This is a genomic window from Nonomuraea sp. NPDC050786 (genome assembly GCF_040654115.1).
GTDB lineage: Bacteria > Actinomycetota > Actinomycetes > Streptosporangiales > Streptosporangiaceae > Nonomuraea.
Genome location: NZ_JBFAHJ010000003.1, coordinates 410,985 through 434,572, shown reverse-complemented (window position 1 = coordinate 434,572; position 23,588 = coordinate 410,985). Strand labels below are relative to the sequence as shown.

Below are 23,588 nucleotides of genomic sequence, written 5' to 3'. Positions count from 1 at the left end.
CCGTCACTGTGGGGGAACATGGACCGGGACTCCGCCTCCGCCCCGCAGGCGGCCGGCGAGGACGTCAGCGCCCGGAGAGCTCGTCGACCGCCGTGCGCACGTCCTCGCTCGTGATCGTCGTCAGGTCGGCCGAGCTGGCGGAGCCGCCGCGTGACGCGTGGGCGGCCAGCCGCACGTCGCGGCGCATGGCGGCGCGCTCGAACAGCGACCTGGCGAAGCGGCCGTTGCCGAGGCCGTCGATCAGCCGCTCCTCGCACACCCAGGCGAACACCTCGTCGAGGTCGCGCAGCGCCTCGTCGTCGAAGGTGTCGCCGGCCTTCTCCGCCAGCAGCACCGCGATCTCGGACAGCTCGCGGGGCGAGTAGCTGGGGAAGGCCACGCGCTGGTTGAACCGGCTGGCCAGGCCCGGGTTGGTGGCCAGGAACGCGTCCATCTCGCGCTCGTAGCCGGCCAGCACGATCACGAGGCGGTCGCGGTCGTCCTCGGCCCGCTTGAGCAGCGTCTGCACGGCCTCGGCGCCGAACGCGTCGCCGCCCTGGTAGCCGGGGTTGACCAGGCTGTAGGCCTCGTCGATGAAGAGCACGCCGCCGAGCGCCCTGTCGACCAGCTCGTTGGTCTTGATCGCGGTCGAGCCGAGGTGCTGGCCGACCAGGTCGGCCCGGTGCGCCTCGACCACGTCGGGCCTGGCCAGCAGGCCGAGCGCGGCGAAGATGCGGCCCACGACCCTGGCGACCGTGGTCTTGCCGGTGCCGGGCGGGCCGACGAACACGAAGTGCCGCATCTGCTGCGGCGTGGGCAGCCCGCGCTCCTGCCGCATCCGCGCCACCTGGAGCTGGGCCGCGATCGCGTGCACCTGCCGCTTGACCGGCGCCAGGCCAGCCATCCTGTCGAGGTCGGCCAGTGCCTCCTCCAGCGTGGGCGTGGCGACGTAACCGCGGAAGCGTGCGGTCAGCTCGTCGAACGCCTTGGTCACGTCGGGCGTCATGGTGGTCACCAGGTCCTGGGTGGTCGGGGTGCCGCCCGCGCCCACCACGCGCACGTCGCGGGCCTGTGCGGCGGCCTCGACCAGGCTGCGCGCGAACCGGGCGTTGCCCAGCTCGTCGACCAGGCCGCGCCGGTGCACGTCCTCGAACAGGCCGAGCAGCACCCGCCTGGTCTCGGCGTCCATCGTGTCGCCCCTGCGCCGCTGGAGCAGCTCGGTGACCTCGACCAGCTCGGCGGGGGAGTAGCCGGGGAAGCGCACCCGGGTGGCGAACCTGCTGGCCAGGCCGGGGTTGCTGGACAGGAACGTGCTCATCTCCTGCTCGTAGCCGGCCAGGATGATGATCAGCCGCTCGCGGTCGTCCTCGGCCCGCTTGAGCAGCGTCTGCACGGCCTCGGCGCCGAACCTGTCGGGCTGCCCGTCGGAGGAGTTGACCAGCCCGTACGCCTCGTCGATGAAGAGCACGCCGCCGAGCGCCCTGTCGACCAGCTCGTTGGTCTTGATGGCGGTCGCGCCCAGGAACTCGCCCACCAGGTCGGCCCGCTGCGCCTCGACCACGTAAGGGGTCTCCAGCAGGCCGAACGCGTAGAAGATCTTGGCCAGCGCGCGCGCCACGCTGGTCTTGCCGGTGCCGGGCGGGCCGACGAACACGAAGTGCCTGGTGGGCCGCTCGGTGGTGTAGCCCGCCTCGGCACGCAGCCGGGACGCCTCGATGGAGGCCGCGATCGAGCGCACCTGCTCCTTGACCGGGGCCAGGCCGACCATGCTCTCGAGCTCGCCGAGCGCCTCCTCGACGGAGATCTGCGGCGGCGCGCCCGACTTGTCCTGCGGCGACTCGAGCCTGCCCTCGCGCACCCTGACCCGTACCTGCTGCTCCTCGGCGGCGGCGCGCTCCGCCCTGACCTTGCGGGCCAGCAGGAAACGGTAGACCAGCACCGCGGCGGCCACGGCGTACGCCACCCAGACCGCCACGCTCGCGGTGACGAAGGAGAATGGCACGGCCAGGACGGCGGCGGGCGCGAGCGCCAGCAGCGTGGTGGCCCACGGCGCCACCCAGCGGATGAGGTGGGCGCCCGCGGCGACGGGCAGGGCCAGCGCCACCATCAGGTGCACCGCGTTGGAGCCCGGGGGGAACAGCTCGAGCCCGGAGAAGATGACCAGCGCCAGGGGGATCCAGCCCGCCACCACCAGGACGGTGGCCGCCGCGCGGGGGAAGCGCATGGTCAGCGCGACGAACCCGAGCAGCAGCAGGACGACGGGGAAGGTCGTGAGCAGGTTCCACCCGAGCGCCGCGCCCACGCCCATGGTGGCGACCAGCACGACCATGTAGAGCACCCGGCGCACGGCCGGGGGAATCTGGTAATAACGCAGCCGAACCTTCTCGAACAGATCCCGCGCCGCGACCCGCCCCGCGGCCTGGGCCCTGCCGGACTCCTGCATCACGCCTCCCCGGTCCGCCCCCGGTTATACCGCACCGGACCGACGATTGGGCGCTCCTGACACGCTAGGTGAAGGTCACGAAAGCGGCGATCGCTCCGTCCCGCGGCCCGCCTGGACGAGCCTCGCGATGCGTGCGCGAAGTCCGCCTAGAACGACGTGCCGGCTAGCGTCGCTGGTGCCGGCCGGGGAACTCCCCGACGAGGACCTGCTTGGGGGTGACGCGCAGCACGTCGGAGTCGGCCATGGCGATCCCGCGCACCTCGACCCAGAACCGCCGCTGCAGCGGGTCCGCCGCGAACACCGCCACCCGTGGATCGGTCTCGACGGCGTCCCACGCCTCGGTCTCCGTGATCACCCGCAGCTCGCCCGACGAGGTGACGGACGCGACCGCGCCCGCGACCCTGGGACCGAGGGAGTCGGCGAAAGAGAGCACGATGCTGCGGGCGTACGAGAAGGTCTGGCGCACCTCCGGGTCGAGCGCGACGGAGGGCTCGGCGCCCACGGGCAGGTCGCACATGATCAGGGACGCCCGCCACGGGCCCGGCCCGCCCCGCCACCAGGCACGCGCGGCCCGCGCGGCGAACACGGCCAGGGCCGCGGCCATCGCGCCCAGCCCGGCCCGCCACGCCCATGCGGCGGCCGGGTCGATCCGCCAGAGCTCCAGCAGGCCGCCCACCGCGCAGGCGGCGGCGGACAGGACGACGAGCGCGACGGCGACCGGCAGCCACCGGTCGTCGCGGTGGCGGGCGCGCAGGTAGCCGCGGATCACCGGGTACGGCACCGCGACCGCCGCGACGGCCGCCCTCGGCTCCACGGCCAGGGCACCGCCCACCAGGGGGACCAGTACGGACCAGGTCCGGCCGAGGACGATCCAGAGCATCACGCCCACGTTCCTCTTCGCGGTCCGCTCCGCCTGCGCCCGGCCCTGATCCGGAAGAACACGCTCCGCCTGCGCCTGGGCCTGATCCGAAAGAGTGCGCTCCGCCTGCGCCTGGACCTGACCCGAAGAAAGAGCGCGCTCCGTCTCGGCCAACGCCGACAGCGGGCGGCCGCGCCACGCCTCCGCCAGCGCCCGTACGGCCGCCAGCGCCGGCCAGCCCAGCACCACGATGCCCGCCAGCCCCGCCCATACCGGATCGAACGCGGACGGCACGGACGGCATCGCGCCCAGCAGCAGCCAGGCGGCGAACGCGAGCACCGACACAGCGGTCGACACGAGTGCCGCGCCGAGCCAAGGGTCCCTGCAGAGCATCGCGGGCACGTACGACCAGAGGCCCACCCGCCGCGCCTGCCTGACCGTCAGCGGCACCAGCAGCACGAGCACCGCGAACCCGCCGAGCACGGCCCGCGAGCCCCAGTCGAGGAAGAGCGCCGCCCCGGCGATCGCGAGCGTGGCGACGGCGACCAGGAGGCGGGCCTGCCGCGACCAGATCTCCAGCGCCCGCCTGGCCCTGCCCGTGTCACGCGGGTCCACGGACCAGGCAAGATCGTGGTGCGGGCGCGGCCGGTCCCAGCACAGCAGGGCCAGGCCGAGGTTCACGCGGGCCTGGGGGTGGCCGGGGTCGATGGCGAGCGCCGCCCGGTACGCCTGTTCGGCGCAGGTGTGGTCGCCGCGCAGCAGGGCCAGGTCGCCCCGCATGACCTCGGGGCCCGGCTCCTCCGGCGCGAACCTCGCGGCGAGCGTGGCGTGCTCCACCGCCTCCCGCCAGCGGCCGGGGACGCGGCGCAGGACCGCCGCCAGGCGCAGCCGGGCCGGCCAGGAGCCGCGGGCCAGCTCCACGGCCTGTTCTGCGGCCGGCGCCGCGTCGGCGTCGCGGCCCAGCCGTTCGTGGGCGAGGCTGATGAGCCGGTACGCCCATTCGGCGCCCGGGTCGAGGTCGGCCGCGCGGCGGGCGGCCTCGAGCGCGGACTCCGGACGGCCGGCGGTCAGCCTGGCGAGAGCCTCGTCACACCATTCGCGTGCGGACCTATCGGCAATATCGCCATTTCTGCCACTTGCGTCGGTCCCCACAGGTCCATGATCGGTTGGCGAGCCAATGTTGGATAGATGCCGACATATGGCTGTATCTCTCTAGAGAGGTTCCGGTCAGGGGTGGATCGTCCGATACCGCTATGACGAGCGCCTGACATACCCTAAGCTGCGACGCAAGCCGGAGCGGTGGGAGTCGAGGCTGAGCAGCTCGGGAGGAGCGAGCGTCGAGCCGGGCTTCCCGCACCACCGACCTAGAGCACGTGCGGGCCCTGTCAACGGATCGGCCTGCAAGGAGCCCCATGACCGTCACACAGGCCGCACCTTTCATACGGACTGCCGATCAGGAGCACCGGGACCGCCGCTGGTCCGTTCTCGTGCTGCTCTGCGTGAGCTTGCTGCTGATCACGGTCGACGCCACGGTGCTGCACATCGCGGTGCCCGCCCTCACCGCCGCGCTCGAGCCGTCCGCGGTGGAGCTGCTGTGGATCATCGACACCTATTCTCTGGTGGTCGCGCCACTGCTGATCATGTTCGGCACGCTCGGCGACCGGTACGGGCGCAAACGGCTGGTCCTGGGCGGCTACCTGCTGTTCGGCCTGGCCTCGGCCGGGGCCGCGTTCGCCCCGACGCCGCTGACCCTCATCCTCGCCAGGGCGCTGCTCGGCGTCGGCGGCGCGATGATCATGCCGGCCACGCTCTCGCTGATCCGCCAGGTCTTCACCGACAGGCGCGAGCGGGCCATCGCCCTGGGCGTCTGGAGCGCGGTCGCGGCGGCCGGAGCGGCGGTCGGCCCGCTCATCGGCGGCGTGCTCGTCGGCATCTGGTGGGGCGCCGTCTTCCTGATCAACGTGCCGATCCTCCTGGCGCTGCTGCCCGCCGCCGTACGCCTGCTCCCTGACTCGCCCGTGCGCAAGGACCGCCCGTGGGACGGCGTGAGCGCGGTGCTGTCGGTCTTCGGCATCCTGGCGCTGGCGTTCGGGCTGAAGGAGGCGGGCGCGGGCAGCCTGATGCCGCTGTGGGCGTCGGTCCTGGTGTTCCTCGGCGGGCTCGCCCTGCTGGGCCTGTTCGTACGACGGCAGCTGCGGTTGCGCGCGCCGCTGCTGGAGGTGGGGCTCTTCAGGCGGCGCGAATTCGCGACCGGGGTGGCGGGCGTGCTGCTCGGCGTGTTCTCGCTGGTGGGCCTGCAGCTCATGCTCGCCCAATACCTGCAGCTCGTGCTCGGCGACAGTCCGTTGCACGCGGCCGTCAGGATGTTGCCGCTGGTGATCTCGGCCATCTCCGGCGGGCTCGCCGCCGCCCACATCCTGCCGAGGATCGGCATGCGGGCCACGATGAGCGGCGGGCTCGGGCTCGTCGCCCTCTCCCTGGCCCCCACCCTGAGCTGGGGGGTCGAGGCCCACCCCGTGACGCTGGCGCTCTGTTTCGTGGGCATCGGGTTCGGGGTGCAGGTGGCACTGCTCGCGGCCTCCGACACGATCATGTCGTCGGCGTCGGAGTCCCAGGCGGGCGGGGCCGCGGCCATCGAGGAGACCGCGTACGAGCTGGGCGCCGGTCTGGGCGTGGCCGTGCTCGGCACCATCACCACCATCGTGTACGCCCCCGGCCTGCCCTCCGTGCCGGGCGTGTCCGCGAGCGGCATGGACCAGGCCCGGCAGTCGCTCGCGGGCGCCGCGCACGTCGCCCACGAGATCGGCGGCAGCGCGGGCGGCGCGCTCATGGACGCCGCCCGGTGGGCCTTCGTGAACGCCCTGCACACGACCGTGGTCGTGAGCGTCGTCCTGCTCAGCCTGACCGCCGTCGCGGTGGCCATGCTGCTCAGCCGTGATTGAGGTGTGCCATGTCCCGATTAGGGCAAACAACTACCGTGAAACAGGCCCTCCGTGATCTTGCCGCTTTAGTCGCCCGCGTCGGCGTGGGCGGCATCTTCTTCGCCAACGGCTGGACCAAGCTGGAAGACGGGCTCAAGGCCACCGGAGTGAAGTTTCTCCAGCAAGGAGCGCCCGCGCCCGGCGCCTGGGCCACGGTCACCATGCTCACCGAGCTCATCGGCGGCGCGCTGCTGATCGCCGGCCTGGCCGTCTCGATCACCGGGCTGGTCCTGTTCGCCGAGGCGCTGGCGGTCTTCCTCGTCGCCCCGCCGCTCAACCCGATCAGCATGAACGAGCTCATCCTCCTCGGGGCCGCCTCCCTCCTGCTCGCCGTGGTGGGCGCGGGACGGGTCTCCGTGGACCACATGGTGGTGATCAGGAGGAGGGAGACGGAGGCGGCGAACGAGTTCGCCGCGGACACGGAGGCCGACCGCGTCATCGCCTCACTCCGTGATCCCGACAAGCCACCCGCCCAGAAGCCGGAGGAGCCCCCGGCGTCGGCCACCGAGGACACGGCACCGCACCCGCGCCCGCGCACCCAGAAGGGGGACACCGCACGGGCGGAGGGCCCGGCCCCGGCGCCGGGCGACACGCTGGTGGCAGGCCGCAAGAAGCCCACGCCCCGCCCACGCCGCCCCGCCGCCGACTGACGCCGCCCCCCTGCGGGTGATCACATGCCGGAGGTCAGCCGGGCGACCACCCGCATCTTGTTCATCGCGTCCAGCGCGGCCACCTTGTACGACTCGGCCAGCGTCGGATAGTTGAACACGGCGTTGACCAGGTAGTCGATGGTCCCGCCGCACCCCATGACCGTCTGCCCGATGTGCACGAGCTCTGTCGCCCCCGTGCCGAACACATGGACGCCCAGCAACCTGCGGTCCTCGGGGGAGACGAGCAGCTTGAGCATCCCGTACGAGTCGCCGATGATCTGCCCCCTGGCCAGCTCCCGGTACCGCGAGATGCCCACCTCGAACGGGACCTTGTCCCGGGTCAGCTCGTCCTCCGACCGCCCGACGAAGCTGATCTCGGGAATGGTGTAGATCCCGATGGGCGGCAGCTCGCGCATGTCGTCGACCGGCTCGCCGCACGCGTGCTGCGCGGCCAGCCTGCCCTGCTCCATGGAGGTGGCCGCCAGCGCGGGAAAGCCGATCACGTCGCCCACGGCGTAGATGTGCGGCACCTCGGTGGCATAGCAGGCGTCCACCGAGATCCGCCCGCGGTCGTCGGCGGCCAGGCCGGCGGCCTCCAGGCACAGTTCGGCGGTCTTGCCCTGGCGCCCGGCCGAGTACATGACGCAGTCGGCGGGGATCTTCTTGCCGCTCTCCAACAGGGTCAGCGCCCCGCCCGGGCGGCGTTCGACCGCGGCCACGTTCTCCCCGAAGCGGAACGTCACGGCCAGATCGCGCAGGTGGTACTTCAGCGCCTCCACGATCTCCAGGTCGCAGAACTCCAGCATGCGTTCGCGCCGCTCCACCACCGTCACCTTGGTGCCGAGCGCGGCGAACATGGAGGCGTACTCGATGCCGATGACCCCGGCCCCCACCACGACGAGCGTCTCCGGGATCCGGTCGAGATGCAGGATCGCGTCGGAGTCGATGATCGTCCGGTCGTCGAACTCGACGCTTGCGGGACGGGCGGGCGACGTGCCGGTGGCGATCACGATCTTCTCGGCGGAGATCTTCGTCTCCTCGGTCTTGCCCTCCTCGTGGGTGATCCCGATGGTGTGCGGGTCCAGGAAGCGGCCGGTGCCCTGTAACACGGTCACGTGGTTGCGGGCGAGCTGGCTGCGGATGACCTGGATCTCCCGGCCGATCACGTGCTGGGTGCGCATCCCGAGGTCGGCGACCGTGATCTCGTCCTTGACGCGGTAGCTGGCGCCGTACAGCTCCCGCTGGTTGAGCCCGGTGAGGTAGAGGACGGCCTCGCGAAGGGTCTTCGAGGGGATCGTCCCCGTGTTGATGCACACGCCGCCGATCATGTGCCGTTTCTCGACCACCGCGACGCGCCTGCCGAGCTTCGCCGCCGCGATCGCGGCCTTCTGCCCACCTGGCCCGGAACCCAGGACCACAACGTCAAAGTCCGCCACACCGTCCAGTCTGGGGGCGCCGTGGCGGCGGGAAAAGACCCTGTCTGCGAGACTCCAGGTATGTTGCGCCCATTTACCGAGGTGGACGTCTTCACGGCCACCCCGTACCACGGAAACGCGCTCGCGGTCGTGCTCGACGGCGAGGGCCTGACGGCCGAGGAGATGCAGCGGTTCGCCTCGTGGACGAACCTCGCCGAGACCACCTTCCTGCTGCCCCCGAGCACACCCGAGGCGGACTACCGGGTGCGGATCTTCACCGCGTCAGTCGAGCTGCCCTTCGCCGGACACCCGACGCTGGGCACCTGCCACGCCTGGCTGGAAGCCGGGGGAGTGCCGCACAAGGAGGGGGAGATCGTCCAGGAGTGCGGGGCCGGACTGGTGCGGGTGCGCAAGACCGAGGGCAGGCTGGCGTTCCAGGCGCCGCCCCTCGTGAAGTCGGGACCCGTGGAGGAAGCGCTGGTCGAGCAGATAGCCGAGTCCCTGCGGATCAAGCGCGACGACATCGTGGACGTGGAGTGGGCCGACAACGGGCCCGGCTGGATCGCGGTGCTCCTCGCGGACGCCGAGTCGGTGCTCGCGCTGCGGCCCGGCCTGGTGCCCAACTTCTTGGGCGTGGCGGGCCCGTACCCCGAGGGGTCACCGTACGACTACGAGGTGCGGGCGTTCACGCACGCGCACGGCTCCACCATCGAGGACCCCGTGACGGGCAGCCTCAACGCCTCAATGGCGCAGTGGCTGCTGCGCACGGGCCGGGCCAAGGCGCCGTACGTGGCGAGCCAGGGCACGGTGCTCGACCGTTCAGGACGGGTGCACATCTCCACCGACGAGGAGGGGAACGTGTGGGTGGGCGGCTCCGTCGTGACCTGCGTCACCGGCCAGGTCGAGCTGTGAACCGCACCTCGTCGCCCGGCCTGAGCTGGGCGGCGACCGGCAGGTCCGCCTCGCGGACGACGCCGATCACCGGATAGCCGCCGGTCGGCGGGTGGTCGGCGAGGAAGACGATCGGCTGCCCGCTCGGCGGCACCTGGACGGCCCCCGTGACCATGCCCTCGCTCGGCAGCTCGCCCGCCCTGGCCCTGACCAGCGCGGCGCCGCTGAGGCGCACCCCGACGCGGTTGCTGTCCTGGCTCACGGTGTACGGCCGCGCGCACAGCACGGCCAGCGCGTCCGGCGCGAACCAGTCGTCCCGCGGCCCGGGCGTCACCCCCAGCACGGCGGGCCTGGGCTCGGGCGGCGGCGCCAGATCGACGGAGATCTGACCTTCCGGCGGGCCGACGGGCAGCAGCGTGCCCGCCCGCAGCGGCTCGGGCCCCAGCCCGGACAGCGAGTCGGTGGAGCGGCTGCCCAGCACCGGCTCGACCGCGATCCCGCCGCGCACGGCCAGGTAGGTGCGCAGCCCCCGGGCGGGCATGCCGAGCCGCAGCTCCGCCCCCGGCGGCACCCAGAACGGCGCCCCCATCCCCGCCGCGGCGGCCAGGGGCACGCCCGCCGTGACGCCGGCAGGTACCGGCGCGCCCGCCAGCGCCACCCAGGCGCCGTCGTGGAAGAGCAGCCGCGCCATCCCCAGCGTCAGCTCGATCCCCGCCAGCCCCTCCGCGTTGCCCACAAGCCTGTTGGCCAGCCGCAGACTCCTCGTGTCGGCCGCTCCCGAGCGAGGCACCCCCACATGGGCGAAACCGGGCCGACCCAGATCCTGGACGGTCGCGTACGGACCGGGCGCCAGAACCTCGATCATGCCGGCTCGAACCGCACGCGCATGCCCGGCCTGAACAGGGAGGGCGGGTCGGCCGCCACGTCCCACACCCGCACCGACGTGCGCCCGAGCAGTCGCCAACCGCCCGGCGAGGCGGTCGGGTAGACCGCGGAGTACGGCCCCGCCACCGCCACGGAGCCGGCGGGCACCGACGTGCGCGGCGTGTCCAGCCTGGGCATCTCCAGCACCGGATCGAGCCCCGTCAGATAGGCGAACCCCGGGGCGAACCCCAGCCACCCCACCACCAGCTCGCGCCCCGAATGCCGGGAGATCACCTCGTCGGCCGTGATCCCCGCCAGCGCCGCGACGGAATCGAGATCAGCCCCGTCATAGACGACGGGAATCGTCACGGCCGCTCCTTCGGCCGCCGCCGCGCCGCCCTTGCCGCGCTCCCGCTCCACGACGTCCGCCAGACGCGCCCGCAACCGCCCCTGATCCGCTCCTGGAGCCAGCACGAGCACGGTCTCGGGCCCCGGCACGATCTCGACGACCCCGGCGGGCCGATCGGCCCGAAGCGCCGCGTCCAGCCGGTGCGAGAGCTCCAGCGACCCGGTCTCCACGAGCAGCCCGTGCTCCCCGGCCGTACGGATCACGCGAACGCCTGCAGGACCACTCCGGCCGTCAGCAACGCGTCCCGCACCCCCTGCGCCAGCCGGACGGCGTCAGGCGTGTCTCCGTGGACGCAGATGGAACGGGCGGAAATCGGCACGCGGCTGCCGTCGACGGCCGTCACAGAGCCTTCCACGGCCATCTGGCGGGCCCGGCCGGCCACCGCGGCGGCGTCGTGGACGACCGCGCCCGGCTCCCTGCGCGGCACCAGCGTGCCCTCGGGGGTGTACGCCCGGTCGGCGAACGCCTCGCTCACCGTCGGCACTCCCGCGGCCGCCGCCACCGGATGCACCGCCGAACCGGGCAGCGTGAGCACCGGCAGCGCGGGGTCGTAGTCGGCCACCGCGTCGATCACCGCCGCGGCCTGCACCTCGTCACGGCAGATCCGGTTGTAGAGCGCGCCGTGCGGCTTGACGTAGGAGACCCGGCCGCCCATCGCCCTGGCGATGCCGTCGACCGCCGCGATCTGGTAGAGCACCTCGGCGCAGAGCTCCTCCGGCTCGACCTCCATCTCCCTGCGCCCGAAGTGCGCCAGGTCGCGGTAGGACACCTGCGCCCCGATCGTCACCCCGCGGTCGACGGCCGCCGCGCACGTGCGCCTGATCGTCACGGGGTCGCCCGCGTGGAAGCCGCAGGCCACGTTGGCGCTCGTGACGATGTCGAGCAGCGCGAGGTCGTCGCCGAGCCGCCAGATCCCGAAGCCTTCGCCCAGGTCGGCGTTGAGGTCGATCACCATGGCAGTAGAGGCTATCTCGACGCCTCTTCCGGTGTGGTGAACACCGTCTGAGTCGCCGTACCAGGTGGATTGCTCCCTAGATTTCGTCGGGAATGTCGGCGATGTCGTCGAGCGCGGCCGCCAGCTCGTCCGGGTCGTCGCCGATCCGCTCGGCGATCTCGATCAGCACGTGGAGCACGTCGTGACGGTCGTGGCCGAGGTCGAGCAGGCGCTGCGCGGCCTCCCAGAGCTGCGGCGGGTCGCCCTCCCACAGCCGGGTGGCGATCTCCTCGTGCCAGGCCAGGTGCTCCTGGTCGATCGTGGCGCCGTGGTCGATCTCGAGCAGCGTGCGCCGGTCGGCCTCGTCGGCCGGGTTGAGCTTGTCGAGCTCGATCCCGTTGTGCGTGCCCTGCAGGAACGGGAAGGCGAAGGCCCGCCTGGCCAGCGCCGACAGGTCGCCGTCCGGCAGCAGCCGCTCCAGCAGCGGCCTGTCGAGGCCGAACGACGTCGGGTCGCGGTAGGCCTCGGGGAACTTGCCGATCGCCTCCCACACCGCGTCCAGCGTGGCCTTGAGCCCCTGCTCGGGCAGGCCCGTGCGGGCGGCGGCGAAGCGCACCCACGCCGACAGCACGTGCGGCATGGCCTCCTGCTCGGCCACGCTCAGCATCACCTTGCGCGGCAGCCAGTCGAGCAGGAACGTCTCACACTTGGTCGGGCTGACCCGCAGCGGCCGGCTGAAGTCCTGGTCGCAGCCGTAGTCGATGATGTGGTCGGCGCAGCGCGAGGCCGCCGAGGGGTCGGACAGGTGCTCGGCCGCGTCGGACGCCAGGAACTCCGCCGCCAGCATGGCCCGCCGCTCCCTGCTGTACGGGGCCTCGGTGTGCCGTGGCGCCGGCCTCTTGCGCCCAGGCGGCAGCGCCTTGAGCCTGGCCCTGGCGAAGGCGTGGTAGGCGCTGTAGCTGTCGCTGACGGGCGGCGGCGTCTTCGGCTCACGCGTGGCCTTCATGGCCGACTCCAGCAGCGCCCTGGCCTGGTCGGGCTCGATCTCCTCGAACAGCAGCAGCGGATTGCCCGCCGCCTCGGCCCTGGCCTGCTCCAGCAACTTGTCGACCTGCGAGGAGACCCAGGCGTCGCGGGCCATGCCGCTCATGTTGTAGTCGACGACCATGACCAGCGCGTGGCGGTCGGCAGGGAGCGAGTCCGCGTTCCAGCGGTAGGCGAAGGTGCAGATCACCGTGTCCTGGTCGCCGTACGCGTCGCGGGAGACGTAGCATCCGGCCGGCTTCACCGCGCCCACCCGGTCCGCCCAGCCGGGCCTGGCCACGCCCGACTCCATCATGGCCAGCGCCGCGCCCTCGGCCTTGGCGCCCTGGCGGGCCGTGCCGAGATAGGCCAGGCAGATCAGCAACGTCAGCGAGGCCGGCGTGCCGGCCTTGGCGGCGTAGTCGACCAGCCCCTCCCCGAGCACCTGCTCGACGTCGCCGCCCCTGACCCGCCTGCCCCACCAGGCGCCGATCATGTCGGAGACCATCAGCTCCGCGTCCAGCGGGGTGCGTACGGCCAGCAGCTCGCGAGCCGCCTGCACCATCTCCTTGAACACGTCGTCTGGCGGGGTGCTCTCCCGGGGATCTCGTCGGTGTCGGCGCACGCCCTCACTCTCTCGTATTCCAGGCGTAAACGGTGCGTAGAACTCGGCCTGGTGACCCCGATGTTATCGGGGACTTCCGGATGGGACTTAACTGAAGTTTCGGGCCTTCTTTGTCTTACCGGGAACTTCGGGGTGGAGGCGCTGAGTTGACGATCGCGAGCAGATGCTCGCGAGCGATGCGCTCCACGATCTCCGGCGTCGCGGAGACGCCGAGATGCTGCGCACACGCGCACACGTCGGCCACGCAGCGGTCGATCGTGTCCACGGGCACGGTCAGGAACTCTTCGGCCAGCCTGAGACTGACCGGTTCCCGCAGGAACCGTGTGGCCAGAGCGAGCATAGATGTGAGATTCCTCTGGAGACCCAGGGGCAAACCCCCAGGAATGTCTGCAGGGCGACTTGCGCTCCCATTCCACCTTTTCTCGGGCGAGTGTCAAGGCTCCGCGATGGTTGTGTTCACTTCACCAGGTGCCCATTCATGCGAAGCTGTCTCCATGCGCATCCAGCTCGCCCAGCGGAGCGAGGCAGACGAGCTCCTGGGCCGAAGTCCGCTCGCCCTGCTCGTCGGCATGCTCCTCGACCAGCAGATTCCCATGGAGTGGGCGTTCACGGGTCCGTACACGATTTCCCAGCGGCTGGGGCACGACCTCACCGCCGGGGAGATCGCCTCCTACGACCCGGAGGCGTTCGCCGCGCTGCTGGCCGGCAAGCCGGCCGTCCACCGCTATCCCAAGTCCATGGCGGCCAGGATCCAGCAGCTCGCGGCCTACCTCGTCGAGCACTACGACGGCCGGCCGGAGAAGATGTGGGCCGACGCGGCCGACGGCACAGAGTTGTTGAAACGACTGATGGCCCTGCCAGGATACGGCAAGCAGAAGGCCCAGATTTTTCTGGCATTGCTGGGGAAGCAGTTGGGGGTCCAACCGCCAGGCTGGCGTGAGGCGGCCGGACTCTACGGCGAGGAGGGGTCACACCGATCGGTCGCCGACGTGGTCGACGGCGACAGCCTGGCCCGCGTACGGGCCGCCAAGCAGGAGGCCAAGCGCGCGGCCAAGTAGTTGGTGGCCGGGACTCGGCTCCCGGCAATCTGGCGCTGTAACCTGATCTTGCTGCGCAACGTGGAGCGACTTTGACAGGATGCGTAGACCCTAAAGGCGACCGAGCCGCGGCGGGGGCTTCCGTCCGCACCGGCCCATCGCCGATGATGTACTGCAGGATCCGGTCGCCCGGAGCTGCGCTACGCCGATACACAGTTATGGAGATGTGCCGCGTGGGAGACCCTGGCACGCGACGGAGGTGCCGACCATGGGCGCCGAGACCTCCGTTCCCCGTCCCCGGGAGTCGGATGTGGACATCTCAGACTCCGCCCTCTTCAAGGGCATGCTGTCGGAGGCCGAGTTCGCCTTCGCGTTCTTCGATGGCGATGGCCTCATCCAGCGGGTCAACGACGTCTTCAGCGACGTCGTCAACGTGCCCGCCGAGCGGCTGGCCGGCCGGCAGCCCGTCGAGGTGCTCGCCGCCGACCTCAGCCAGATCATCACCCACGCCGTGCAGGCCGTCATCGAGAGCGACGCGCCGGTCACCGAGAGCCGCGTGCGCGTGCGGTCGGCGGAGGGCGACACCCGGCACTGGTCGCTGTCGTTCTCGCCGGTCCACGACGAGGCGGGCGAGCTGCGCGCGGTCGCCCTGATCGGGCAGGACGTCACCGAGAGCCGCCAGACCGAGGAGGCGCTGCGCCGCAGCGAGGAGCGCTACCGCTCGCTGGTCGAGGCCCAGTCGCAGCTGGTCTGGATCACCTCGCCCACCGGCGCCGTCGTCGAGGACGCGCCCCAGTGGCGCGCCATCACCGGCCAGGGCCTGGAGGAATACCTGGCCAGCGGGTGGCTGGAGGTCGTCCATCCCGACGAGCGGCAGCAGACCGAGGAGGCGTGGCGGGAGGCGCTGCGCGGGCGCACCATGTTCGAGTGGAACTACCGCGTGCGCACCCGCGCCAGCGGTTACCGCCACTTCGAGGTGCGCGCCGTGCCGATCATCAGGCACGGCAGGGTCGTCGAGTGGGTCGGCGCCAACACCGACGTCACGCCGCAGCGCGAGGCCGAGGAGATGCGCGGCAGGCTGACCGACCAGCTCGGCGCCGCCGCCCTGCGCACCGCCAGGCTCCAGGGCGCGACGGCCCAGCTGGCCGAGGCGCTGACGGTCGAGCAGGTGGTGCAGGTCATCATCGACGTCGGCCGCACCGCTCTGGCCGCCGACCGCTCGGCCGTGGCGCTGCTCGACCCCGACCGCGCGGCGCTCAAGGTGATCAACGGCGAGGGCATCCTGGAGGCCTCCGGGGTCACCGGCGACGAGATCCCGCTGTCCCACTCCAACGTGATGACCATGGCGGTCAACAGCCGCAGGCCGGTCTTCGCCGAGTCGCCCGAGTCGCTGAAGGCTCAGCTGCTCGAGGCGGGCGACGACGAGCAGGTCCTGGCCGGCTTCCTCACCCACGGCGACGAGCGCGCCTGGGTGGGCCTGCCGCTGCTGGCCGCAGGGCGGGCCTTGGGAGCGCTCCGATTCTCCTTCACCAGGCCACAGAAGATCTCCCAGGAGGACGGCGTCTTCCTGGAGGCGCTGGCCGGCCAGTGCGCGCTGGCGGTCGAGCGGGCCACGCTCTTCGAGCGCGAGCACAAGACCGCCGAGACGCTCCAGCGCAGCCTGCTGCCCGACCGCCTGCCCGTGGTCAAGGGCCTGGTGCTGGCCCAGCGCTTCCGCTCGGGCAGCCGCCACGTCCAGGTCGGCGGCGACTGGTACGACGCGTTCGTCCTGCAGGACGGGCGGGTCGCGGCGGTCGTCGGCGACGTCATGGGCAAGGGCGTCAAGGCCGCAGCGGGCATGGGCCGCATCCGCAACGCCATGCGGGCGCTGGCGCTGACCAACCCGCCGCCCGCGGCCGTGCTCACCGGTCTCGACCGGGTCTTCGAGGCCACGGAGGAGGAAGAGCAGGTCACGACCCTGGCGTACATGGTCGTCGAGCCGGGCACCGGCGAGGGCACGCTGGCCCTGGCCGGACATCCGCCACCCGTCCTGGTCTCGCCCCAGGGCACCGCGATCCTGAGCGACGGGGAGCCGGGCACGCCGCTAGGCTGGCCCACCAGTCGCAGGCAGTTCCGGTTCGTGGTGCCGCCCGGACACACCGCCGTGCTCTACTCCGACGGCCTCGTGGAGAACAGGAAGCGCGGATTGGACGCGGGTTTGGCAGACCTTTGCAGTGTTGTGACCGAAGCGCCGCCTGAGGTGGTGAGTAGTCCGCATATGTTGCTGGACTTCCTGGTTGACCGGATGCTGTCTGGATATGAACAGGATGATGACGTTACCGCGCTAGCTATACACGTCCCGCCAGCCACGAAGAGTGACTGAATGAAACAGTCATAACGGTTGCTTTCGGGTATCAGTGCCCCGCTTCCGTACGCACTACTGTCTCGGTCGGCCTAGGGTGGAGGTCAACCGCCGGGAGGTGGCCGTATGGAGCGCGGGGTCGTGCCACAATGCTGTGCAGGTCCGTCGCGGTCCGCACGGCCTCACCGATCTCCGAGAGAGGCAACAGCCCCCCAGCGGGCATCTGGGTCCATTGTCGCCACGCGTTCGTTCGAGAGGTGTTCGTGTCGCCTGCAAGTTCGACTCGCTCGAAGCCACAAGAGCTGAACGAGCCCGTCATTCAGCGACTGCTCGAGCGTGGGCGCTCGCAGGGTTTCCTCGAGTCTGAGGATGTTCGTCAGGCCTTCGAGGAGGCGGACATCCCCATGTCGCACGCCGCCGCGTTCTTGCGGAACCTCAGCAAAGAGGGCGTGACCGTGGTGGTGACCGCCGCGGATTCGGCTGCGCCGAAGAAGTCTCGTGGTCCAGCAAAGCGTCGCACCGCCGCCCCCGTCAAGACCAAGACGGCGGCGGCCGCCAAAGAGCAGCAGCCTGAGACCGTGACCGCGGTCGTGGGCACCGCTGAAGCCGAGCCGGCCGCCAAGAAGGCGGCCCCAGCCAAGAAGGCCGCTCCGGCGGCGAAGAAGGCCGCGGCTCCCGCCGCCGCCAAGAAGGCCGAGCCTAAGAGCGCTGGGCCTGCCGAGACCAAGCCGAAGGCACCCGAGGCCCCGCGGGCCGACGTGGACGACGACGAGGACCTCGAGCTCGACGGCGACGTCGAGCTGGAGGACCTCGAGGACATCGACGTCGACGACGAGGAGATCGTCGCCGAGGGCGACTCCGACGAGGGTGACTCCGACTCCGACGACGACTCCGACGACGAGCCCAAGGCCGCCGACGTCGCCGCGGCGGCGAAGACTGAGGACGAGGTCCTCATCCTCTCCGACGACGACGATGACGCCCCGGTCGCGCAGGTCGCCGCCGCCGGCGCCACGGCCGACCCGGTCAAGGACTACCTCAAGCAGATCGGCAAGGTCCCCCTGCTCAACGCCGAGCAGGAGGTCGAGCTGGCCAAGCGCATCGAGGCGGGCCTGTTCGCCGAGGAGCAGCTGGGCGGCGGGGAGGCCGACGGCCTGCCGGTCGACGTCAAGGCCGAGCTGGAGTGGATCGCCGAGGACGGCCGCCGGGCCAAGAACCACCTGCTGGAGGCCAACCTCCGGCTCGTGGTCTCGCTGGCCAAGCGCTACACCGGGCGCGGCATGCTCTTCCTCGACCTGATCCAGGAAGGCAACCTGGGCCTGATCAGGGCCGTCGAGAAGTTCGACTACACCAAGGGCTACAAGTTCTCCACCTACGCCACGTGGTGGATCCGGCAGGCGATCACGCGTGCCATGGCCGACCAGGCGCGGACCATCCGCATCCCGGTCCACATGGTCGAAGTGATCAACAAGCTGGCCCGCGTCCAGCGGCAGATGCTGCAGGACCTCGGCCGCGAGCCGACGCCGGAAGAGCTGGCCCGCGAGCTGGACATGACGCCCGAGAAGGTCGTCGAGGTCCAGAAGTACGGCCGTGAGCCCATCTCGCTCCACACCCCGCTGGGTGAGGAGGGTGACAGCGAGTTCGGCGACCTCATCGAGGACTCCGAGGCCATCGTCCCCGCCGACGCCGTCAGCTTCACGCTGCTCCAGGAGCAGCTGCACTCCGTTCTCGACACGTTGTCGGAGCGGGAGGCGGGCGTCGTCTCGATGCGCTTCGGTCTCACCGACGGGCAGCCCAAGACGCTGGACGAGATCGGCAAGGTTTACGGGGTGACGCGCGAGCGCATCCGCCAGATCGAGTCGAAGACCATGTCCAAGCTGCGCCACCCGTCGCGCTCCCAGGTCCTCCGGGACTACTTGGACTGACCTCTGCCCCACCCGCCGCCCCGCCCGGAGCTTTCCGGCGCGGGGCGGCGGCTTTTCACCCCACTGCGGCTACGGCGGCGGCTACGGCCGCGCTCCCATCCGCACTCGTGTGGGGCTGACGATGGTGCCGCTGGGGTGTCCCGCCTGTGCCGGTTGTGGCGCTCATGCTGGTGCCGGTGGCGTGTCCCGCCTGTGCCGGTTGTGGCGCTCATGCTGGTGCCGGTGGCGTGTCCCGCCTGTGCCGGTCGCCGCGCCCACCGGCCACCAGCCCGCGCCGGGTCGGTGAGGTGTTGGGCGGCGGTGGTCGGCGCTTAACGTGGTCGGGACGGTAACGGATCAGGACGGTTCGGTGACGTGAACGTCGAGGGTCCATGGGCGCTTGGCGCGCGTGGGTGCGGTGAGGTCGACGGAGTAGCCCAGGGCGTCGAGGGTCTTAGCCAGCTCGTCAGGCGTGCCGGGCTCGGTGTCGTGCCGTAGGAGGGCTCGGGCGATCTCGCCCCTGGTCGCCTTGGCCATGTGGCTGACGACCTTGCCGTCGCGGAACACCCGTACCGTCACCGAACGCTCACCGGCCTGCCAGGCCCCCGCGTACGTGGCCGATCGGAGATCCACCACCAGCCCCGGCGTCCGATCCAGCTCCTTGGCGATCAGTGGACGCCAGAACGCGGCCAGCCCGCCGACGGGCGGCAGATTCACGCCCATGGAGAGGCGGTACGGCGGGATGCGGTCGGTGATCCGCACCACGCCCCACAGGCCGGAGAAGATCAGCACCGACTCCTCCGCCCGCCTTCTCGGCTCCTCCTCCAGGGTGTCGAGGCCGAGGTTGTCGTAGAGGACGCCGGTGTAGAGGCCGGCCGCGGGGAGGGTGGGGGCCGTTCTGAGTGCCGCGTTCTTGGCCAGCTCGCCCGCCAGCCCGGGTGTGAGGCCGAGCACGTCGAGGGCGTCGCGGCGCTTGGAAGCCCGGATGAGCGCGTTCAGCACGCGCTTGCGGGCCTTGTCGAGGGAGGGGAAAGACAGCTCGCCGACGGGCGGTCCGCTGCCTTCAGAAGCTTTCCCCTCGGACGGCGGCAACAGGATCAGCACGCCCCCTACCTTATTGCTCCTGGTAGGAGGCTTCTCACCGCCGCATCTCGACACCGTACGGCTAGGCGATGGCCGCGCCCTCCAGCGGCAGGCCCGCCGCGGCCCAGTCCTCGATGCCCTCGCGGTACTTGCGGACCTGGGTGTAGCCGAAGCCCTCCAGGCGCGTGGCGACGGCCTGACTGTTGTTGCAGGCGGGGTTGCTGCAGTAGGTGACGATCGCCGCGTTCCGGTCGGGCAGCAGCTGCGCGGCCCGGTCGGCGACCTCGGCCTCCACCAGCGGGATCGCGCCGGGGAGGTGCTGCTTGGCGTAGTAGTCGCCGCCGAGCGCGTCGATGACTGTGACGGTGCCGGCGTCGATGGCGGCCTTGAGCTCTTCCCGGGTGATGAGCGCGGTCATGGCGTTCCTCCAATTAACTGGACTGCGGTCCGATTATCTGCGCTGTGGAATTTATCGGACTGCGGTCCGGTTGGTCAAGGAGGCTTCTGGAGGTCGGTTAGGCTGCGCGGGTGAATTTCGACCTCCTTGTCCACGAGGCCTGGCCTGCCTACGAGCAGCACATCCACGACGGATGGGTGTTCCGTCATGCCGGTGGTGTGACCAAGCGGGCCAACTCCGTGCTCGCTCTCGGCGAGCCCGCCGACCTGGGCGGCGCCATCGAGGCGGCGGAGGCGTTCTACGCGGCGCGCGGGCAGCGCTGCGTCTTCTCGCTGGGCCTGAACGCCACGCCCGGGCTGGACGAGGAGTTGGAGCGGAGAGGCTACGAGCCGGTCGACCCGACCGTCGTCATGGCCGGTTCGCCCACCGCCGGTCCGCCCGCGTACAAGGTGAGGATCGAGGACCGGCCGTGGCGGGGCTGGCTGGAGGCGTGGTGGGCCGTGGACGGCCGGTACGGCAGCGGTTTCGAGGACGCGGAGCGGATCTGCACGGGGGTGCCGGCGTGGTACGCGGCGTACGAGGAGGACGGCGTGGCGCTCGCCGTCGGGCGCGCCGTGCCGCAGGGGGATCCGGCGAAAGCGCCGGGGAGGGAGGTGTCAGGAGTGCCCCATGGCGACACGCTCGGGATCTACTGCATGGCCACCCTGCCTCAGGCCCGCCGCCGGGGACTGGCCCGCGCGGTCCTGCGCGCGCTGGTGCGGCACGCGGACGCCGGATCCGCCTACCTGGTCACCACCGCCGCGAACCTGGCGGCCCAGGCGCTCTATCGCGGCGAGGGCCTGGAGGTCGCGGGCCGGTATCACTACCGGGTGCGCTGACCCGCCCGCTCTGCCGCGGAGGGCGTTTCCCGGGGCGCGGACGCACAGAACGGCGGCCCCGGGTGTGGCCCGGGGTCGCCGTCCTGTGTGACACGATATGTGGTTATCTCAGCACGACCAGCGCTGCCTCAGCGCTCGTCGTTATGGGCAATTGAAGGGGTTTCGCTGAGTCGAGCCGACTCGTCCAGGATGTCGGCGCCCTTTTCGCGCAGCGCTGCGATGTGCTGACGCCCGTGATGGGCGCAGAACAGCAACTCCCCACCCACAGGCAGGGTCGCGCGAATGTAGGCCTGGGCGCCGCAGCGGTCGCAGCGGTCGAGGGCCGTCAGCGGCTTAACGGGGGCGAGAGCTCCAGTCACGTATCGCCTTTCGGGTCACCCCCGCCGAAGCGAGGATCTGGCGTCAGTCACTTGGAACAACATCTAACCGGACGTGGACGTTCCCAACCGCCCCCTCGCTACGCCCAGAGCGGAATGTGTCCCAAAGTAATGACGATCAGCCGGTTGGTAACGGCAAACGTGTCGGCGTGGCAAGCTTGTACGCGCGCGTACGGGAAGAACGGTAGGCTACGCACACGTGTTCGATGCCTAGACCAGGGGAGCTGGAGTGACGCTAGTGGAGGCGGGTTACACGGCTCGTCACCTGTCGGTGCTTGAGGGCCTTGAAGCGGTCCGCAAGCGGCCGGGCATGTACATCGGGTCCACCGACAGCCGCGGGCTCATGCACTGCCTCTGGGAGATCGTGGACAACGGCGTCGACGAGGCGCTCGCAGGGCACTGCGACCGCATCGAGGTCGAGCTCTACGCAGACGGCTCCATCGAGGTGCGCGACAACGGCCGGGGCATTCCCGTCGACGTCGAGCCCAAGAGCGGCCTGGCCGGGGTCGAGCTCGTCTACACCAAGCTGCACGCGGGCGGCAAGTTCGGCGGCGGCTCCTACGGCGCCTCCGGCGGCCTCCACGGCGTCGGCGCGTCCGTGGTCAACGCCCTGTCCTCGCGGGTGGACGTCGAGGTCGACCGCGACGGCCGCGTGCACGAGATCAGCTTCCGCCGCGGCGTCACCGGCGTCTTCGACGGCCCCGGGCCCAACGCGAAGTTCAAGAAGAAGTCCGGGCTCCGGCTCGGCGCCACGCTCCCCAAGAACGTCACCGGCACCCGCGTGCGCTTCTGGGCCGACAAGCAGATCTTCCTGCCCGACGCGGAGGTCTCGCTCGACGAGATCCACGTGCGGCTGCGGCAGACCGCGTTCCTGGTGCCCGGCCTGACCCTGGCCGTCTATGACAGCAGGCAGGAGGAGCGCGTCGAGGAGGAGTTCCGCTTCGACGGCGGCATCTCCGAGTTCACCGAGTTCCTGGCCCGCGACGAGGCCATCTGCGACGTGCTGCGGCTGCAGGGCGAGGGCCACTTCCACGAGACCGTGCCGGTCCTCGACGACCAGGGCCACATGACGCCCACCGAGGTGCAGCGCGAGCTCACCGTCGACGTGGCGGTCCGCTGGGGCAAGGGCTACGAGTCGACCGTCCGCTCCTTCGTCAACGTGATCGCCACCCCCAAGGGCGGCACCCACCTGACGGGCTTCGAGCGCGGCCTGGTCCGCACGATCAACGAGCTGCTGCGCGAGACCCGCCTGCTGAAGAACGGCGACGACCCCGTCACCAAGGACGACATCTCCGAGGGCCTGACCGGCGTGGTCACGGTCCGGGTGCCGGAGCCGCAGTTCGAGGGCCAGACCAAGGAGGTGCTCGGCACCTCGGCGGCCACCCGCATCGTCTCCCACGTGGTCTCCCGCGAGCTCAGGGAGCTGTTCACCAACCCGCCGCGCGGCTACAAGCAGCCGCTCCGCGCCGTTCTCGAGAAGATCGTCGCCGCGGCCAAGGCCCGCATCGCGGCCCGCGAGCACCGTGACAACCAGCGGCGCAAGAGCGCCCTGGAGAACTCCGCGCTCCCCGCGAAGCTGGTCGACTGCCGCAACGACGCGGTGGACCGCAGCGAGCTGTTCATCGTCGAGGGTGACTCGGCGCTCGGCACGGCCAAGCTGGCCCGCGACTCGGAGTTCCAGGCGCTGCTGCCGATCCGGGGCAAGATCCTCAACGTGCAGAAGGCGTCCATGAGCGACATGCTCAAGAACGCCGAGTGCGCCGCCATCATCCAGGTGGTCGGAGCCGGCTCCGGGCGCTCGTTCGACATCGAGTCAGCCCGCTACGGCAAGATCATCCTCATGGCCGACGCCGACGTCGACGGCGCGCACATCCGCTGCCTGCTCCTGACCCTCTTCCACCGTTACATGCGGCCGATGGTGGAGGCGGGGCGCGTGTTCGCCGCCGTGCCGCCGCTGCACCGCATCGAGCTGACCAACCCCGGGCGGGGCAAGGAGAAGTACATCTACTGCTACTCCGACGGCGAGCTGCAGAAGGTGCTGCGGGATCTCGAACGGCGCGGCAAGCGGTGGAAGGACCCGGTGCAGCGTTACAAGGGTCTGGGCGAGATGGACGCCGACCAGCTGGCCGAGACGACCATGGACCCGCGCCACCGCATCCTGCGCCGGGTCCGCATCGAGGACGTCCAAGAGGCCGAGGCCATCTTCAACCTGCTGATGGGCAGCGACGTGGCGCCTCGGCGGGAGTTCATCGTCAAGAGCGCCGCCGAGGTGGACCGCGACCACATCGACGCGTAGGCGATCGCCCGCTGAGCACGTCTGAGCCGCTGAGGGCAGGGCGTTCCTGGCCCGCGATGCCGTCATGGTGGTGACGTCGTGCCCGGGGGGCGGTGTCGTGGTGGTGACGTCGTGCTCGGGGACGGTGTCGTGGTGGTGGTTGATCGGCTGTTCCTCGGCCGAGCACGGGCCTGTGGGCCGGAAGAGGTGGTGGGAGACCGCGTGA

19 protein-coding genes are annotated in these 23,588 nt (G+C 71.1%); 8 read left to right on the top strand and 11 right to left on the bottom strand.

All coding sequences use genetic code 11. The annotated features are described in order from the left end of the window. Nucleotides 1-64 precede the first annotated feature (64 nt). Nucleotides 65-2,422 carry an AAA family ATPase gene (locus AB0H84_RS09570; protein WP_357600750.1) on the bottom strand — a complete coding sequence of 786 codons (2,358 nt, stop codon included), beginning with the start codon at nt 2,420-2,422 and terminating at the stop codon, nt 65-67. 163 nt (nt 2,423-2,585) lie between these two features. Next, on the bottom strand, nt 2,586-4,433 hold the full coding sequence (locus AB0H84_RS09565; protein ID WP_357600747.1) for a hypothetical protein: 1,848 nt from the start codon (nt 4,431-4,433) through the stop codon (nt 2,586-2,588). Nucleotides 4,434-4,693: 260 nt separating this feature from the next. On the opposite strand from AB0H84_RS09565, the gene AB0H84_RS09560 reads away from it, so the two are divergent. Beyond that, a complete protein-coding gene (locus AB0H84_RS09560) occupies nt 4,694-6,223 on the top strand; it encodes an MFS transporter (protein WP_357600744.1) in 1,530 nt (509 codons plus the stop codon). A gap of 35 nt (nt 6,224-6,258) precedes the next feature. Next, the gene (locus AB0H84_RS09555) at nt 6,259-6,912 is read left to right on the top strand and encodes a DoxX family protein (protein ID WP_357600741.1); all 654 of its coding nucleotides are present in this window, start codon (nt 6,259-6,261) and stop codon (nt 6,910-6,912) included. Between the two features lie 20 nt (nt 6,913-6,932). Here the strand turns inward: AB0H84_RS09555 and sthA are convergent, their stop codons facing one another. After that, nucleotides 6,933-8,348, bottom strand: coding sequence for a Si-specific NAD(P)(+) transhydrogenase (sthA, locus tag AB0H84_RS09550; protein ID WP_357600738.1), 1,416 nt, complete (start codon nt 8,346-8,348; stop codon nt 6,933-6,935). 60 nt (nt 8,349-8,408) lie between these two features. Here sthA and AB0H84_RS09545 point away from each other — a divergent pair, with 60 nt between their 5' ends. Then, the gene (locus AB0H84_RS09545) at nt 8,409-9,239 is read left to right on the top strand and encodes a PhzF family phenazine biosynthesis protein (protein WP_357600736.1); all 831 of its coding nucleotides are present in this window, start codon (nt 8,409-8,411) and stop codon (nt 9,237-9,239) included. Here the strand turns inward: AB0H84_RS09545 and AB0H84_RS09540 are convergent. The 5 genes from AB0H84_RS09540 to AB0H84_RS09520 form a co-directional block, all read right to left on the bottom strand. Further along, nucleotides 9,217-10,083 (bottom strand): biotin-dependent carboxyltransferase family protein, encoded by an 867-nt coding sequence (locus AB0H84_RS09540; RefSeq protein ID WP_357600733.1) that lies wholly within the window; start codon nt 10,081-10,083, stop codon nt 9,217-9,219. The genes AB0H84_RS09545 and AB0H84_RS09540 overlap by 23 nt on opposite strands. Further along, nucleotides 10,080-10,694, bottom strand: coding sequence for an allophanate hydrolase subunit 1 (locus AB0H84_RS09535; protein WP_357600730.1), 615 nt, complete (start codon nt 10,692-10,694; stop codon nt 10,080-10,082). Before AB0H84_RS09535 ends, AB0H84_RS09540 begins: the two co-directional genes overlap by 4 nt. After that, nucleotides 10,691-11,446, bottom strand: a complete 756-nt coding sequence (locus AB0H84_RS09530) for a 5-oxoprolinase subunit PxpA (RefSeq protein WP_357600727.1) — start codon at nt 11,444-11,446, stop codon at nt 10,691-10,693. The genes AB0H84_RS09535 and AB0H84_RS09530 overlap by 4 nt, the downstream gene beginning before the upstream one ends. A gap of 76 nt (nt 11,447-11,522) precedes the next feature. Then, a complete protein-coding gene (locus AB0H84_RS09525; protein WP_357600986.1) occupies nt 11,523-13,013 on the bottom strand; it encodes a hypothetical protein in 1,491 nt (496 codons plus the stop codon). A gap of 175 nt (nt 13,014-13,188) precedes the next feature. After that, nucleotides 13,189-13,413: a hypothetical protein gene (locus AB0H84_RS09520; RefSeq protein WP_185078019.1), complete on the bottom strand. Its 225-nt coding sequence runs from the start codon at nt 13,411-13,413 to the stop codon at nt 13,189-13,191. A gap of 154 nt (nt 13,414-13,567) precedes the next feature. Between AB0H84_RS09520 and AB0H84_RS09515 the strand changes: the two genes are divergently transcribed. The 3 genes from AB0H84_RS09515 to AB0H84_RS09505 all read left to right on the top strand — a co-directional run bounded on the left by AB0H84_RS09515 (nt 13,568) and on the right by AB0H84_RS09505 (nt 18,373). Further along, nucleotides 13,568-14,131, top strand: a complete 564-nt coding sequence (locus AB0H84_RS09515; RefSeq protein ID WP_357600724.1) for an HhH-GPD-type base excision DNA repair protein — start codon at nt 13,568-13,570, stop codon at nt 14,129-14,131. A gap of 247 nt (nt 14,132-14,378) precedes the next feature. Continuing rightward, the gene (locus AB0H84_RS09510) at nt 14,379-16,472 is read left to right on the top strand and encodes a SpoIIE family protein phosphatase (RefSeq protein ID WP_357600721.1); all 2,094 of its coding nucleotides are present in this window, start codon (nt 14,379-14,381) and stop codon (nt 16,470-16,472) included. Between the two features lie 242 nt (nt 16,473-16,714). Further along, the gene (locus tag AB0H84_RS09505) at nt 16,715-18,373 is read left to right on the top strand and encodes an RNA polymerase sigma factor (protein WP_357600718.1); all 1,659 of its coding nucleotides are present in this window, start codon (nt 16,715-16,717) and stop codon (nt 18,371-18,373) included. A gap of 336 nt (nt 18,374-18,709) precedes the next feature. On the opposite strand, the gene AB0H84_RS09500 is transcribed toward AB0H84_RS09505, so the two are convergent. Together AB0H84_RS09500 and AB0H84_RS09495 are read right to left on the bottom strand one after the other, a co-directional pair. Further along, nucleotides 18,710-19,456 (bottom strand): peroxide stress protein YaaA, encoded by a 747-nt coding sequence (locus tag AB0H84_RS09500; RefSeq protein WP_357600715.1) that lies wholly within the window; start codon nt 19,454-19,456, stop codon nt 18,710-18,712. A 61-nt stretch (nt 19,457-19,517) separates the two neighbouring features. After that, a complete protein-coding gene (locus AB0H84_RS09495) occupies nt 19,518-19,853 on the bottom strand; it encodes a rhodanese-like domain-containing protein (RefSeq protein WP_357600713.1) in 336 nt (111 codons plus the stop codon). A 110-nt stretch (nt 19,854-19,963) separates the two neighbouring features. Here AB0H84_RS09495 and AB0H84_RS09490 point away from each other — a divergent pair, with 110 nt between their 5' ends. Then, nucleotides 19,964-20,710: a GNAT family N-acetyltransferase gene (locus AB0H84_RS09490; protein WP_357600710.1), complete on the top strand. Its 747-nt coding sequence runs from the start codon at nt 19,964-19,966 to the stop codon at nt 20,708-20,710. Nucleotides 20,711-20,838: 128 nt separating this feature from the next. Here the strand turns inward: AB0H84_RS09490 and AB0H84_RS09485 are convergent, their stop codons facing one another. Beyond that, the gene (locus tag AB0H84_RS09485) at nt 20,839-21,069 is read right to left on the bottom strand and encodes a hypothetical protein (RefSeq protein WP_357600707.1); all 231 of its coding nucleotides are present in this window, start codon (nt 21,067-21,069) and stop codon (nt 20,839-20,841) included. Between the two features lie 247 nt (nt 21,070-21,316). On the opposite strand from AB0H84_RS09485, the gene AB0H84_RS09480 reads away from it, so the two are divergent. Further along, nucleotides 21,317-23,383 carry a DNA topoisomerase IV subunit B gene (locus AB0H84_RS09480; RefSeq protein WP_357600704.1) on the top strand — a complete coding sequence of 689 codons (2,067 nt, stop codon included), beginning with the start codon at nt 21,317-21,319 and terminating at the stop codon, nt 23,381-23,383. Nucleotides 23,384-23,588 lie beyond the last annotated feature (205 nt).